Annotated in this window: 10 protein-coding genes; 9 read left to right on the top strand and 1 reads right to left on the bottom strand. The window is 39.3% G+C overall.

The features are described 5' to 3' along the window. Nucleotides 1-146 precede the first annotated feature (146 nt). Complete coding sequence (locus tag MYP_RS16090; RefSeq protein ID WP_052430265.1) at nt 147-431, top strand: hypothetical protein; 285 nt, start codon at nt 147-149, stop codon at nt 429-431. 434 nt (nt 432-865) lie between these two features. Then, entirely contained in the window at nt 866-1,027 is a 162-nt protein-coding gene (locus tag MYP_RS26145) for a hypothetical protein (protein WP_156140676.1), read from the top strand. 227 nt (nt 1,028-1,254) lie between these two features. Here MYP_RS26145 and MYP_RS16085 read toward each other — a convergent pair whose 3' ends face one another. After that, a complete protein-coding gene (locus MYP_RS16085) occupies nt 1,255-2,145 on the bottom strand; it encodes an NmrA family NAD(P)-binding protein (RefSeq protein ID WP_045465342.1) in 891 nt (296 codons plus the stop codon). A 177-nt stretch (nt 2,146-2,322) separates the two neighbouring features. Here MYP_RS16085 and MYP_RS16080 point away from each other — a divergent pair, with 177 nt between their 5' ends. From MYP_RS16080 to MYP_RS16055, 7 genes are all read left to right on the top strand, one after another. Then, nucleotides 2,323-2,673, top strand: coding sequence for a winged helix-turn-helix transcriptional regulator (locus MYP_RS16080; RefSeq protein WP_045465339.1), 351 nt, complete (start codon nt 2,323-2,325; stop codon nt 2,671-2,673). Between the two features lie 503 nt (nt 2,674-3,176). Then, nucleotides 3,177-11,270, top strand: a complete 8,094-nt coding sequence (locus tag MYP_RS16075) for a glycosyl hydrolase family 8 (RefSeq protein ID WP_197060101.1) — start codon at nt 3,177-3,179, stop codon at nt 11,268-11,270. A 336-nt stretch (nt 11,271-11,606) separates the two neighbouring features. Beyond that, entirely contained in the window at nt 11,607-13,070 is a 1,464-nt protein-coding gene (locus MYP_RS16070; RefSeq protein WP_081990546.1) for a T9SS type A sorting domain-containing protein, read from the top strand. A 40-nt stretch (nt 13,071-13,110) separates the two neighbouring features. After that, the gene (locus MYP_RS16065) at nt 13,111-13,290 is read left to right on the top strand and encodes a hypothetical protein (protein ID WP_156140674.1); all 180 of its coding nucleotides are present in this window, start codon (nt 13,111-13,113) and stop codon (nt 13,288-13,290) included. Nucleotides 13,291-13,521: 231 nt separating this feature from the next. Beyond that, entirely contained in the window at nt 13,522-14,316 is a 795-nt protein-coding gene (locus MYP_RS16060) for a cation transporter (protein WP_045465324.1), read from the top strand. 10 nt (nt 14,317-14,326) lie between these two features. After that, the gene (locus tag MYP_RS26785) at nt 14,327-14,449 is read left to right on the top strand and encodes a hypothetical protein (protein WP_262506785.1); all 123 of its coding nucleotides are present in this window, start codon (nt 14,327-14,329) and stop codon (nt 14,447-14,449) included. Nucleotides 14,450-14,559: 110 nt separating this feature from the next. After that, on the top strand, nt 14,560-14,916 hold the full coding sequence (locus tag MYP_RS16055; RefSeq protein WP_045465322.1) for a hypothetical protein: 357 nt from the start codon (nt 14,560-14,562) through the stop codon (nt 14,914-14,916). Nucleotides 14,917-14,919 lie beyond the last annotated feature (3 nt).

Here is a 14,919-nt window from a genome sequence, read left to right as displayed (position 1 = left end):
CTCTATTTTTTTATTACAACACTTCACCGTGGCCTGTCCCCTGACAGACCACTCTAACATTTAATCTTTGTAAATTTCTTCACCGTGGCCAGTCCCCCGACAGGCCAATCGGTGCTAACATATAATCTTTTAATATTTCAAAAGTTATGGAAAACCCCTATTTACAGACAATTCGCAATTCCAGAATGGATTTCAATGAGGTTTACTACTGGATAAATACTATAAAGGATTGGAGACATCTTTTAAAAGAGGATAAATTTAAATTATTAATTCTAGAAGAGTTAAATTGGCTTGTAGATAAGAAGAAAATAATAGTTTATGCATATGTTATAATGCCCAATCACATGCATTTGTTCTGGGAGCTTCTTGAATTAAACGGAAAAGAAAGTCCACATGCATCATTTAATAAATGGACAAGCAGTAACTTTTAAAACTATTCGATTGAGCAAGAGTTGCGATTCAGTTTGTATTAATGCCCATACATTAACAAGGGAATTTTTTCAGCATTCTAAACCTACCAGACTCTGCAAAGATTCATTTTAATCATGTGTTGAAAGAAAGACCTAAAGATCAGTACAATCTTTCTTCAATGGGTGAATTTTATGCAAACCTCAACCATTACGATAGCTCAATGTATTTTTTTTTTAAAATGCGTGAGATTGATAGTAATTCTATTGGGCCGATTATAAACATGGTTTTTATAGTAATGAATTAGGTCATTATAAAGAGGCAATAGATATTGGTGAAAAATATGCCTATAAGTTTCAGGATTCAATATGGATGGCAGTAAATCTGAATAATATAGCCTATTCTAAATTAATGCTCAATAGAGGATGAGGAGGGGATATTATTAATAAATAAATCAATGAGCCTCTTTCCTGGAAATTCCTTTGCTTATAAAAACAGAGCTTTGTACTACATAAAAAAGAATGATTTAGTAAATGCTTGTTCAGATTTAAACGTAGCAAAAGAGCTTGGAGGATATTTCATTACCAAAGATTTGATAGAGAAGTACTGCAAAGATTAAACTGGCAAAGCATTTTTATAACTGTCAGATCCTTCGCAAGCTCAGGATGACCAAAAGAAATATGCTTTCAGTATTATACTTTGTTTCTGTTCATGATGAGCTTGTGAAACATTTGAGAAATGTTGCTCATCATATTGAAAGGTTTTAATACAATAAAATAATGCCTGTTCAGGAGAACAGGCCATTGGGTGATATAACTTTAAGCTTTAAACTTTTAACTTTCAACTTTAAAAAGCATTATAAGCAAGGCTAAATTCACTTGCAAAGTTTTCAAGCTTGGCTGGACTAAGCGTGGGGTGGTGTTTGTAGAGGTCTTCAAACATTTTACCCGTTCTCATTGCTATTCCCATTTCAGTAAAGGCATCGGCATGACTGACAGAGAGACCGGCATTCAATAGCCCTTCTTTCTGCTGATCGTCTGTAAATTCAACCCATGAAAACTTTTTTCCTATTGCCTTACTCAGGACTTGTACAATCTCTTCTGTGGTTCTGAAATCACTCACGACATATCTAAATGAACTACCTTGGAAATTAAGATATAGCAGTTCTTCTGTTGCAGCTGCAGCAATATCATTGGTATGCACAAGTGGAAGCCTCAAATTACTGTTTCCAAAATTTCCTCCTGCTATCCCCATATTTTTAATCAAACCTATCTGATTAAACAGATTATAGAAAAAGTAGGAGGGTCTGAGATGCTTTACATTTAATCCAGGTATCTGATCCAGCATCTTTTCATAGGCTGACAAAGAATCTACCGGTCCGCAGCCATTTCCCATATGCGCTCCAATACTGCTCAGTGTAACCACATACGGTATTTTATTCGCACGAATAGACTCAGCGTAATTGGATGCAATTTTAAGTTGAGTTCCTCTCAGATCATTGGTGTTCATCAACGGAGGAATCATGGTATACACTACCTCCGCATTCTTGAAGGCATCTTGTACAAACTGGCTATCTTCAAGAGAACCAATCAGCGCTTCAGCTCCAAGAGCTTCAATCTGGTTTACTTTATTGACGTCGCTGGTGATGATCGTTACATTTTTGCCAGCTTCAATAAGGTGCTCCGCAATTGGTTTGCTGATATGTCCTATCGAACCGGTTATTACATAATTTTTCATAGTAGTCTGTGTTAGAATTGGAAGGTTGTCCCCTTGTTGTAAAGAACTTTCGACCTGACTCCGGATCCTTGTCAGTATATACATTGCAATTCTAACTTTTTAGTCCTTATATTGTAAGTAGTTATATTAATCTGATATAGTCATAGAAATCATACTTTTATTGTAAATCAGTATTTTATGGATAATGCCAAACTCAAAAAAGTTGAAAACTGCTCTGTTACTGTTGCTTTAAACGTGATAGGGGGAAAGTGGAAAATGCTAATTGTATACTTAATCATGAACGATATCAATCGTTTTGGGAAGCTAAATATGATGCTAAAGGATATCAGCAAACAAATGCTTACAACTCAATTGAGGGAATTGGAACAGGATGGTTTGATTGAAAGAGTGATTTACCCAGAAATTCCACCCCGTGTTGAATATTTTTTGACCCCAAAAGGAAAAGCTTTGATTCCCATCATGGATGCCTTAAAAGAATGGGCGGACGAATTTTTGTTAAAAGATGTTTCTGCCAGAGAAATTGTCTGAACTGGGATTCGTGGGATGCAGGGATTATTGACTGAACTAGGATCCATCGGATTAAAGGATATGCCTTGTCCTGAAATTGGGTTACAGCTTTTAATTTAAATACTAAGAATTGGGCATTGTCTTGGTGCGACCCTTACAGGGGCGTATGATATTTTTCTGGTCTTTACTATAAACATTTGACCTCTTCGAGGTCACAACTTCTCTCAAATTAGTACTCCCCCAGGCGTGTATGGGTACCTTTCCGCTGCAGCCAACCAAATCCTGTCTATCCTTTAATTCCATGAATCCCTGTCATTCCTTTAGTTCTGCAAATCCTGAAAAAAAACTTTCTAATTAGCTTCTTTGATCTGTTTACTTTTAGGCCTTTTTGGGGTATTACGTGGCACGGTAGAGTTGTATTCTTATTAAAAAATTGTATTTTTTTTATAGAAAACAGGAGTAAATTTAAATAGATGGATAAACAAAATAGGTTTAATGCAATTTGCAACAAAAAGATAATATTCATGGATAGGCAATTCAATGCATTGAATTACATAATAAGTACAATTTTTATATTTCTAGTTTTTACAAAAGCAGCTAATGCTCAGGTCTGGCCCGGAGATACCATTCATGTAGAAATTAATACGCATAATCCAGCTTTTCCGTTTCCGCAGTTCTTAGAGTACAAAGAAGGTAAGACTCTGGCAGCCAACAATGCTGTTGGTGTGACACATGCAGATATGGAAAAGGCTATGCGAGAGGCCTATACTATTATGATGAGGAGAGCACTGAAAGTTCCGGGAAAAACCCTGGGCACAGGCGCCAATGCCACTCCTTATATTGTTTATAACCATCCTAGTGTTCCTCAGGGGTATGGTACTTTCGTGTCGGAAGGTGATGGATATGCGATGCTTGCAGCGGCGCATTTTGCTGATAAAAAGACTTTTGACGGATTGTGGCTTTGGGTACATGACAACCGCTTAAGTGGTGTTAAAAAGTACTATGATTGTGCTCCTCTAAGGCCTACCTATACATATGGAGCAGGTTTCCCAGGCTGGGAATGTGATGAAAATACAAATATCAGTTCTACAACTATCAACTCTGCAGCTGATGGAGATTTGGATATTGCCATGGCACTTTTAATGGCTCATAAGCAATGGGGAGATAATATGGGAATTACTGATGCTTGCGGCAATGAGATCAGCTATAAAAATGAAGCATTGAAAATGATCAAACTTCTGGTTGATACATTGTATTATTCAGTAAGTCCTTTAGGTGCAGAGGCAGGAATGAAAGGCTATTTAACAGGGATCGTAGGTGTTGATGGATATCTGAAAAGTGGTAATACCTGGGGGGAACTTACCAATTGGCGGTATTCTGCAGCTAATACAGCATACCCTTGGGCAAAGGTCAAGCCAGATCCTATTCAGGTAACCAGTAAATATGTGGATTATAATGCACCTGCGTATTTTAGACAATTTGCAAAGTTTTTGGAAGAAAATGGAGGAACAGAATGGCAGATCAGTCAATGTAAACGGTGTGAGGCCTCTGCAGACTGGACAATAAAACAAATGTATGACAAAGGATATATTGCAAGTGCTGGTAACTATACGGTCAACGATGATGGTTCGGTAACAACATTTGGTCCTTTTGCTGCAGGTGAAGATTTCAGGTGTTCCTGGCGGACAATATTAAATTATGTCTGGCATGGTAATCCGGATTCAACCTGGAATCCTGTTACACATCAGGTGGAGCCGGGAGGAAATACCTTTGAATATGATATGGCTTTGAGGCACAAGGAATTCCTGAAGTTTCCGGGCTCTATTCCAAGTAGTTCAGAAAGTGCTTTCTGTAGTAAACTGGGAGCTTCTCCCGATCCAGGTCAGCCAAACTGGAAAGGAGTAGCGCAAATAAAACAGCAGTATCTTCCAAATGGGAATGTATTAGCAAATTATGGTGTAAACTGGATGGCAGGAACTGGAACTCCTGCCGCAGTTGCTTCAGGTGATTTAGATTTGACTGCTGAATTGTACAGACAATGTGAATTAGCCTGGGATGACCAGAGTGGTTCAGCTAAATTGACACCCTACGAACGTTATATAGGAAGTACCCCCAAATATTTTCACGGTTTTTTCAGGATACTCGGAATGTTAACGGCCTCCGGTAACCTGCATTCACCAGAAGATATGAAAGCGGGTGCCAATGTTAAGGTTTATATGGATGTAGATAAAACCTTTGCATATGAAGGAGATATTCTGAATTATGAAGTAAGCTACCGAAATTTTGGAGCCATTGATGCGACTGGTGTTGTAATCACAACAACTCTTGACCCTAACTATGAAGTGGTTTCTGTGAGTGGTGGCGGAACAGCTTCAGGATCTACCATAACATGGAACATCGGAACTGTTCCTGGCTTCAAAACCGGTGGGCTTGAACAAACAAAGGGTGTCAGAAAATTTGTGGTAAGGGTAAGGCCAATTGATATGGCTACTACGGTTTGTCTTACAAGCACTATTACTGCATCGAACGCACCATCCTGGACCAGCAACGAATATCCGAACAACGCGACGTATACGATGGAGCGTAACTGTGTTGATCTTTTGAAAGACAGAGTTCTGGCTATCAAAAAAACTACTGATAGAAGCGTTATGAATCCAGGAGATGTAGTAAACTTTACATTGGATTTTGAAAATAAATCGGGTTCAAATCTGTGGCTGAACGGAGGGCGTCCTCGCGTGGTAGTTTCCTATGCCAACTATGCACAAGCCAGCGGATTTGCCGAAAGGAGTTTTTATCAGTTTTACAGAATCTGGCATACCGCACATGAGGCGTATATAAATCTTGGAAATTACCGTGTTTCTTATTTTATGAATGATCCTGCTGCAATTGGCGAATACAATGCAGCAACAAATCCGACAGGTTGGACTGCAGGAGTTGACAACCAAAATGATCTTGATAAATACGGATACAATCCTCCTTCTGATCCCATGAGATTTATATATCAGAAAATTCCATGGGGGCAGGATTCCAAAGGGGCCTGGAACCAGCGAATCGTAACCCAATTTGCAAACGTTTTGACAGCTCCTACCATGCATGTGTATGATAAGCTGGATAGTGAATACCTAATACACAAAGGAGTCGTAGGGCCAAGTATTATACGTACGGTACTCAAATCCAATCCGTCGACGTTGTTAATGCCGAGATTAATAGATGATTGGTCCTACGATCCAAACATAAGGACCACGGACCATGACGGACAGGAGGACAGTTATTTTCCTATCAGTCCGGCTTTCACAAACTTTAATTCAGTACCTAAATATGAACCAGAAGTGGTTGACAATTACAGCAAAGATGCTTGTGGTGGACCTGTTAAGAATTTTTCAAAAGTCTTGGTTGAGGAATTTGATGGATACACCTGGAGAAGGATTGCTGGTGATGGTCCGCTTCCTGGACGTGAAACATACAATGTAGTGGTGACTGACTCTATTCCTATCGAACTGGAATGGAGTGCGTTTACGGATGATAATGCTGTTGGTGTTACTGCTACTTATACACCTTTAGCAGGGAATTCTAAATTTTCCGGATATGTAAAATGGACTATCCCTGCAATGCTTACAGGGGAAAAAGCTAATTTATCCTATAGAACAATAGCCAAGGCTCCGTGCTCGGAAAAAACGTTTATCAATGCCGGCTGGATCTGGTCAGATGTGGATTCACCAGATTCTTCTGCGGTCATTTTAAAACTTACCTGCAATCCTGTACCTCCGACACCACCTAAAGAGACTTCTTTGGTAAAATCAGCAAATACGGCTTCTGCAGTTGTTGGAGATGTTATCAATTATAAATTAACTTTTACAAATAAAGACGGATCAACAGCTTCATGGGCAGGAGCAGGCACACAACTTACAGACTGGCAGACATTAGGTACCGGGGTAACCATGCCTAAATTAAACGGGTCGGTTATTTCTCTTGACCAGAATGGTGGTAACAATGCCCCAGGGGCCAATGGCTATGCTTTTGGACCTAAAAAAGCACATGGGGTAAACGGTTGGATGGAAGCAACTATAGCACCTACTAATTCAAGTTCCTTCTCTTTTTTATACCGTTACCAGTCAGGTACACCTGGACTGGCTGATTTTAAAGGTTTAAGACTAGAGATCGCTCCTAATATTAATGGCAATAATTTTATAGAAATCAGACTGTACCAAAATGGCAGCAATACACCTATAGCTGCGTTTACAGGTCTGACATTTCCCGGAAGCTTTAGTTCGGTAAAGGTTAGAACTGAGTTGCAGGATGACAAATTATATATCTGGATAAATGATTTTACCGGAGCTCCTCTTAAAGTAATAACAGGAATTACAGAACTGGGAGCAGGTTATGCCGGAATTTTCGCAAAAGGTTCGCAGCAAGCACTTTCAGCTTATACAGCTCATTTTGATTCAGCATTTGATTTAGTAATCACAGACCCTGTACCTGCGGAATTAAATAATGTTACGAATATTTCAGATAATGGAGTTTTGACAGGTTCAACAATTACCTGGCCAACAGTTCCCGGTCCGATTTTGGCCAATGCGATTATTGAACGTACTTTTGATGCAACAGTAAATACCTGTGCTGATTTTATCACTAATATTGGTTATGCAACTGTTTATGGGGTAACCAATATCAAATCCCAGTATGTTGTAAATTGTGGAGCTATTAAAAACTGTATTCCACCAACATCAGTTACAACCTCGGTTTCGAATCCAAATATTTGTCTGGGTGCTGCTCTAAGTGTATCTGGTACAGCTATACCGCCAAATCCAAACTACTATTATACCTGGTATAAAGATGGTGTTGCGGTAACCACACCAAGCAATACCTATGCACCGTATACAATAGCTGCTACAACTATGGCAGACACAGGTACATACGTACTCCGTGTAGAAGATGGAAATGATGGTACACCTGCCTGTTATAAAGAGTCAGCTAAATTAGTGATCAGGATAACTGCTCCTATGGTTGCAGGTACGATATCTTCAGACCAGAATCTTTGTTCTGGTTCTACTCCGGATGTTCTTACCGGCACAGCCAGCACTGGAGGAGAAACAGTAAAGAATTATAAATGGCAGAGTTCGGCTACGAATGCTGGTCCTTGGACAGACCTTGGACCTTATAGCACCTCAGCGATAGATTATGCTCCGGGCCTATTGACTACCACTACTTATTACAGAAGAATAGATTCTTCAGGGTATTGTCCAGCAGTGCCAACTACAAGTATTGCGATTACAGTAACACCGACAACGGTAGCTGGTATCATTTCTTCAGATCAGTCCATCTGTTCAGGAGAAACACCGGATCCATTAACTGGTACTCCAAGTACTGGCGGAGTCACCGTTAAGTATTACAAGTGGCAGAGTTCGACAACAAACGGTACGACAGGCCCATGGACAGATCTTGGAACCTATAGTACAACGGCAACAGGATATGCTCCTGGAGTATTGAGCAGCACCACTTATTACAGAAGAATAGATTCATCAGGGTATTGCTTAGGTGTGCCTACTGCAAGCGTCGAAATAAAGGTTACTCCAACAGTTGCGGCATCAGTTGTGATTTCAACCCCGTCTGGCACAACCTGTGCGAATGCTGCTGTTACGTTTACTGCTGTAGAAACCAATGGCGGTACTCCAACTTATCAATGGTATAAAGGTACAATTGGTTCTGGTATCATAATTCCATCGGCAACTGGTGCTACCTATACAACACCGGCTTCCGGAGCAGGAGCTGTAAGTAATGGAGACAGTTATTATGTCGAAATGACAAGCTCATTGACCTGTGCAAAGCCTGATCCTGCTGTATCCAATATAATTGTAATGACAGTAACGAACCAGGTAGCTCCAGCAGTATCAGTAGCGGTCAATCCTGGCAATATTATCTGTGAAAATACGAATGTAACTTTTGCAGCTACCCCTGGCAATGGTGGTTCCAATCCGACTTATGAATGGTTTGTGAAGAAAGCAATAGATCTAACTCCTGTAAGCCAGGGGCCTGCAAGTTCAGCAGTTGATTCTGATAAGTTTACGATCAATACATTAGAAAACGGAGACAGAGTTTTTGTTAAAATGGTGAGCAATTCTGATTGCGCAAGCCCATCAGATGCAATCTCACCAGAAATTATCATAACCGTAAAACCGACGGTAATCCCAGAAGTATTAGTAACAGCGGATAAATCAAGCATTTGTCCGAATGAGAGCGTAACGTTCACAGCAGTGCCAACCAACGGAGGTTTTACTCCGGTTTACGTATGGAAAAACGGTAATACAACTGTAGGTGGCTCGGGAGCAACCTATACTACAAACACTCTTCTGCCCGGTAATTCGATCACCGTAACCATGACAAGCTCAGAGTTGTGTGCAAGCCCAATTGCAGATGTATCAATACCAGTTAATGTAGACATTAAACCTGTCCCAGCTCCAGCGGTAAGTATTACAGCGGATGTTTTGGATGTTTGTGAAGGTAATGCGGTAAACTTTACTGCAACTCCAACAGATGGAGGACCATCACCACTATACCAGTGGTATATCGGCACGACGAAACAAGGAGCTGCAACTTCCTCCAATACCTTTACGACCAGCGACCTGACAGTTTCTACATCAAGTCCTGGCAATACGGTGAAAGTTGAACTTGTAAGCAATGAAGAATGTGCAAGTGCTATACCTGTGGCATCGAATGTAATAACGATTACAGTAAATCCGGGAATAAAGCCTGGGAAGCTCAGTGATGATCAGACTATTTGCCACAATACATCCGCAGCTATATTGAAAGAAATAGCAGCCTCAGATGCAGTCAGTGCAGTATATACCTGGCAGCAGTCAGAAACTCCTACAGTTGATGCAAGCTGGGCACCTGCAATAGGAACACCAAGTAACGGTGGCAAAGACTTTACACCCACAGCAACATTAACCACCACTACTTATTATCGACGCAGAGTGGATGATGCATCTGCTCCTGCACCTTGTAATAAAGCATTTACAACCCCTGTAAAGATCACTGTAAATCCTGCTCTGGCAGCCGGAGAGATCGGTGGTGATCAGGCAATTTGTTCTGGAAAAGTTCCTGATCCGTTTACTAGTGTTAATGTTCCTTCAGGGGGGGCAGGCTCTTACACGTATCAATGGCAATACACAGATGCAGCGCACCCGACTATGACGGATATCAGTGGTGCAATCAATGCAACGTACTCACCAGGAGTTTTGACATCGACAACACAATTCCGCAGGATAGAGACATCCGGTAATTGTGGTTCAGTTTCCAGCAATGTAATTACTGTCACAGTAGCTGCTCCTGAAGTAGTAACAGCAAGTATTAACGATCCTGGGCAGGTATGTTCCGGTTCAGCAACATTCACCTTCATGGCGAACGCAAGTACAACGGGTACAGGAACATTTAGCTATAAGTGGTACCTGGGTTCAGGCACTACACCTGTAAGTACAGCGCAGGCTTATTCTTACAATCCTGTCAGTGGAGATCATGGCAAATCAGTAAAAGTTGTCGTATCGACTTCTAATACATGTAATGCAGGAGATGCAACTTCTAATATTGTTACTTTAAATATAGTAGATGCAGAGGCCGCAGCTGTATCGATTGAAGCGAATCCTAACTGTGCAGGTTTGGTAAGTACATTCAGTATTAAGTCGTCAAGTGGTACAGGTTCCTCACCGACTTACAATTGGTATGTTAACAATTCGACTGTTCCGGTAGCAACTGGTACGACCTTCAGCAGTTCCACTTTGGTAACAGGAGATCAGGTTTGGGTAGGGATGACTTCAAATCTGGCCTGTGTGATAGGCCCGAACTTTGTAGAATCTGCTAAAATTACGATGTATATCAAACCGATTCCGAATCCTGTCATTAATGAGGGAAATCAGACTATATGTTCTCCAGAGAAAGTAACGTATACTGTTCCTGTAAGTGCGGGAGCTACCTACCAGTGGCTTCGTGATGGGATTGTAATTCCCGGAGCAACCAATCCAAGTTATTCAGCTACACAGAGCGGTTTGTATACAGTTATTGAAGACAATGGAACGTGTTCCCAAACTTCATCTGGAAGGAATCTAACAATCATCCAGACACCAGTAGCGAATGCAGGAGCAGATATATACATAAAGGATGGTGAAATTGGTCAATTAAATGGAACAGGGGGCGCATTGTATATTTGGTCACCGGCGAAAGGCCTTAGTGATACAACTGTGAGCAACCCGACATTTATTGCAGATCGGACAATCGTGTACACCTTAACGGTAGCGGATGCAACGAATATGTGTAAGAGTAAGGATTCGGTAACAGTATATGTTGAAAGACCGATCAGGATACCGAATGCAATTACAGTAAACGGAGATGGAAATAATGATACCTGGGAGATCGAGAATATAGAGAGCTTTCCGAATGCAGAGTTTTTAATTTACAACCGTTGGGGCAATCTGGTTTGGAAGAGTACTGGTTACTTGAAGAATTGGGATGGAACTAACTACAAAAACGGTGAAGTATTACCAGACGGAACCTACTTCTACATCATTAATCTGAACAGTCAGATCTATACAGAGCAATACAGTGGCTATGTACAAGTCCTGAAATAAAACCGGGATGCTAAGGGGGATTGTCTAAACTGGGATTCATGGGATTTAAGGATAGACAGGATTATCTTCGGAAAGGTTCTCCTCAATTTTAATAAAGGCATTCACATTTGTAATTCGAACGTTTTGAGAAAAAAATTAAGATTAGCCAGTTCTTTTAGAGCTGGCTATTTTTATTTTGAAACAGTAAGAATTAAGAATTATTAAGGATGGTGTAGGTTTTTAGTGCAACGGGGAAATCGATAAAATAAAGGCATCCCAACCAGAAATAACCTAATTAAACATTTTATTTTTTGTTTGGTTTGGTGACTATATCTCGCCTTAAATTTTACAATACTCATGAAAGAAAATTTACTTTTCGTCGCTATGTTTTTACTCAGTGGCCTACTGATGTCACAGCCACAACTGGTTTCTGACCTGCCTGATCGTCCAAGTCATTTTACACCATTTGGAGAGGACGAAGAGCTTTACTTTGCTATAAAAGATCAATTGTGGCATTCTAATGGTAACCCTTCAAATACTCATATGGTAATAGATCTGAATGAAATCATTACATCCATCTTAACAGATAATGAGAATATCTATATAGTTACTCAAGGGCCTTCATCAAAATATTATATATCAGATGGCACAGCTGCCGGAACTGTTCTTCAACCCAATGGTGATGATTTTCCCTTTCCTCCATCTGAAGATCCACAATATGTACTAAATGGCTTCACTTATTATATATCAGGTGATTCTTTGCTTCGTACCAGTAGTCCTGAAGCTACGCCTGAAGTATTTCTAAAAGATGATGATTTTGCAGATAATGTAGACGGAATGTGGGATAATAATTTTGCATTTGTGATACTTGGGGTGCTTGATGATAAGTTGATCTTTGCAACTAGTTTTTATGAAACTGCCACAGGATATGATGTTCTTAAAGTATATTCGACCAATGGATCTGCAGATGATACTACTTTTTTACAAAGAATAAATCCGGGACATAGGTTTAGCCTGATAGAATATTACAAAGGCAAGATGTTATTTATAGTGGATAATCATTTGGCATTGAACTACCCTGTCTATATTACAGATGGAACCGCTGAAGGTACTATAGAGTTGACTGAACCTATTGGACGTGATCCGCATAAAGTGGAGTTTAAAGAAGTTGACGGAGAGGCTGTTTTGATCATAGAAACTCAATCCGGAAGGTATTTCTGGCAAACAGATGGTACTCCGGAAAATACTTTTCACTTTTTATTCATTGAATCTTATTATTCAGAGTATAGAGGTGTTGAAAATATTGGCTCTACGTTATTTTACATTGATAAGACAGATGAAGATGATCCTAGTGATTTAATAAGTGACTATGGACTTTTTCAGATGAATATACATGATAATGTTCCGTTTCAAGTGAATAAACTTACTGCAGATCCTACAGATAGGTATGTTGGGACTTATAATCTTACTAATGTAAATGGAGTATTGTATTTCGCTACGGGTTATTTAAATGCTGGATTTTTCAGCAAAGATTTAACTCCCCAATTATGGAAGTATAGTCCTCCATTCCTGACTGAAGTTGTTACCTCGGTGATTGAGAAACCTGATACTGAAATGGCAGCTTATCCCAATCCTTTTTATGATAAGTTGCAGGTGAAAAATTGTGATGGAAAATCCATCACCCTGACAAATGCATTAGGCACTATAGTACATCAGGAAAAATACATCTCCGAATCTGTTAACCTTTCACATTTGCCAGGCGGAATTTATTTTGTGTATGTCGAAGGTCTGGAAGAAATAATGAAAGTTGTTAAAAAATAAATTGTATATCAACTTTCATTTTCAAAATGGAAAAGTGAAAATGAGGGATTACATTTCAATAAATATCACTATAAGCCCCCGTTTTGGCGGGGCTTTTTGTTTTATGGAAGATATGCAGAAAAAGAGTATGATGAATATTTTGTCAGAAGAGTATATCATTTATCAAAGATTCTTTCGGGAACAGACACCAGTCGGGGCCGGAGATCGTATTGATAGCTAAAATCTGAAGTAGCGATTCAATCGCTATTTTCGTGAATCCTCGTTAATTTTATTTTAACCAGTCATATGTGATGTAAATCTAAGGAAGGCCATAAGAGAAGAAAGCGATTTAAAACGTGAAAAATCATGCATTGTCCCAAATAGGTGAGGAACAAGTCAGTCGAGGGGGGAAAACTGCATACCCTGTGATATAAGTTCGTTAATCTTTATATTAGGGTATTATTGTAGCTAAATGGAAAAGTCAGAGTTTCTTATTAGTAAAATGGACTGTCCTTCAGAGGAAAGCATGATTCGAATGAAATTGGATGGTATAGAGGAGATTAAATCTTTGGATTTTGATATACCCAATAGAAAGTTGACAGTGTATCATTTTGGAAACCTTCGTGATATTGAAAAATCAATTCATGACCTGAATTTTAACGCATCACTAATTAAAACTGAAAGCGTTGAAAGCCTTTCTTTTATAGAGGTATCAAAGAATCAATCTAAATTATTATGGACTGTACTATTAATTAATTTTGTTTTTTTTGTAATTGAAGTCGTATCAGGTTTTTTATCCCGTTCAATGGGTCTGGTATCTGACAGTTTGGATATGCTTGCTGATTCTTTGGTTTATGGGCTCAGTTTATATGCTGTCGGTAGTTCTGTATCTAAAAAGAAAAATGTAGCCAAAATAAGCGGTTATTTTCAATTGGTATTAGCTTTATTTGGATTTGCAGAAGTCGTGAGAAGATTTTTGGGTTATGAAAAAGTCCCCGATTTTGCCACTATGGTAATCATATCCGTTTTTGCATTGCTAGCGAATGTAATTTGTCTTTATTTACTTCAAAAATCAAACGATAAAGAAGCACATATGCAGGCAAGTATGATTTTTACTTCTAATGATATAGTAATCAATTTAAGTGTAATAGCCGCTGGTTTTTTGGTCTATTTCCTGAATTCAAAATATCCGGATTTAATCATTGGGACTGCAGTTTTTATAATTGTTGCGAGAGGGGCATTTAGAATTCTTAACCTGGCAAAATGAGTAACAGGTTATGGATGGGACTTTGTTTGGAACGCAGTCATTTTATACAGTAGAAATACAGCAGGAGAGAAGAGGGATTGGCTTTTTAGATGGAGATATCGACCTAGGAGCAGTAATGCGAGAGCTCAGATAATTAAATTCTAAAAAACGTGCTTATCTGATTGTGCAGATTAACTTTTTGATTTTCTTTATTTTGTCTTTTATATTAGGCCTGAGTTTTTATCAGAATTACAATATTAACCTATGAGCAATTATTTATTATCTTATCACAGCAGAAGGTCTTTGTTACTGGTCACATTGCTGGCTTTCTCTTTGACTTTACAAAGCTGCATGACTACAAGGATTGTATCAAAGTATGACAGTGATACAATGGTAAACAATCCTGCTAACAGAAAAACGGCTTGGACTTATGCCTGGGGACTGGTTCAGATTAAAGATATCAATCCCAAATGTGAATCGGGCTCTATGACCAGCGTAACAGTAAAGACCAATATTGGCTTTATACTGATATCTGCAGCAACACTTGGCATAGCAGTGCCTCTTAAGTTTGAATGGACCTGTAATCCTAAATCAATACCAACCGAGCAATTGGGAGAATAATTT

This window comes from Sporocytophaga myxococcoides (assembly GCF_000775915.1).
In the GTDB taxonomy this organism is placed as follows: domain Bacteria; phylum Bacteroidota; class Bacteroidia; order Cytophagales; family Cytophagaceae; genus Sporocytophaga; species Sporocytophaga myxococcoides_A.
Note: the sequence above shows the minus strand (reverse complement) of the source record. Positions and strands in the feature narration are given on the sequence as shown.

Bases quoted from the DNA above. Each gene is read 5' to 3' on its own strand.
- MYP_RS16090 (WP_052430265.1), top strand. From the start codon at position 147: ATGGAAAACCCCTATTTACAGACAATTCGCAATTCCAGAATGGATTTC.
- MYP_RS26145 (WP_156140676.1), top strand. From the start codon at position 866: ATGAGCCTCTTTCCTGGAAATTCCTTTGCTTATAAAAACAGAGCTTTG.
- MYP_RS16085 (WP_045465342.1), bottom strand. From the start codon at position 2,145: ATGAAAAATTATGTAATAACCGGTTCGATAGGACATATCAGCAAACCA.
- MYP_RS16080 (WP_045465339.1), top strand. From the start codon at position 2,323: ATGGATAATGCCAAACTCAAAAAAGTTGAAAACTGCTCTGTTACTGTT.
- MYP_RS16075 (WP_197060101.1), top strand. From the start codon at position 3,177: ATGGATAGGCAATTCAATGCATTGAATTACATAATAAGTACAATTTTT.
- MYP_RS16070 (WP_081990546.1), top strand. From the start codon at position 11,607: ATGAAAGAAAATTTACTTTTCGTCGCTATGTTTTTACTCAGTGGCCTA.
- MYP_RS16065 (WP_156140674.1), top strand. From the start codon at position 13,111: ATGAGGGATTACATTTCAATAAATATCACTATAAGCCCCCGTTTTGGC.
- MYP_RS16060 (WP_045465324.1), top strand. From the start codon at position 13,522: ATGGAAAAGTCAGAGTTTCTTATTAGTAAAATGGACTGTCCTTCAGAG.
- MYP_RS26785 (WP_262506785.1), top strand. From the start codon at position 14,327: ATGGATGGGACTTTGTTTGGAACGCAGTCATTTTATACAGTAGAAATA.
- MYP_RS16055 (WP_045465322.1), top strand. From the start codon at position 14,560: ATGAGCAATTATTTATTATCTTATCACAGCAGAAGGTCTTTGTTACTG.